Annotated in this window: 1 protein-coding gene; it reads left to right on the top strand. The window is 56.8% G+C overall.

Translation table 11 applies throughout. The features are described 5' to 3' along the window. The coding region (locus tag ODE13_RS16890; RefSeq protein ID WP_322480309.1) for a carbohydrate ABC transporter permease at nucleotides 1-632 on the top strand (632 nt) is incomplete at both ends.

The raw sequence follows: 632 nt of genomic DNA on the forward strand, positions 1-632 counted from the left end.
TACATCAACTCTGGGCAGGTCAGCATCATCCCGCGCGGGTTCAACATCACTACCTTCGATGTGGTGATGTCGGATTCGATGTTCTGGCGCAATTATGCGAACACGGTCATCTACACGGTGGTGGCTACGGCGATCGCGATGGTGCTGACCACGAGCTTCGCCTATGCGCTCTCGAAGCGGCATCTGAAGGGCCGGGGGTTCTTCATCGGGGTCGCGGTGTTCACCATGTTCTTCAATGGTGGGCTGATCCCGAACTACGTGCTCATCAATGCGCTGGGGATGACGAACACGATGTGGGCGATCGTGTTGCCCAATGCGATCAGCATCTTCAACCTGTTGGTGATGAAGGCCTTCTTCGAGAACTTCTCCACGGAGCTGGAGGAGGCTGCGCAGATCGATGGGCTGAGCACTTATGGGGTGTTGTGGCGGATCGTGATCCCGTTGTCGAAGGCGGTGATCGCCACGATGGTGCTCTTCTATGCGGTCAGTTTCTGGAATGCGTGGTTTCAGGCGTTTTTGTATCTGGATCGGCGGGAGTTGTATCCGGTGACGGTGTATCTGCGGAATCTGTTGGCTGGGGCTACTGGTACTGAGCAGATGGGTGGTGAGGCTGCGGAGGCCACTCAGATCGC

The sequence above is a fragment of the Nesterenkonia sp. HG001 genome, assembly GCF_034438835.1.
Lineage (GTDB): Bacteria > Actinomycetota > Actinomycetes > Actinomycetales > Micrococcaceae > Nesterenkonia > Nesterenkonia xinjiangensis.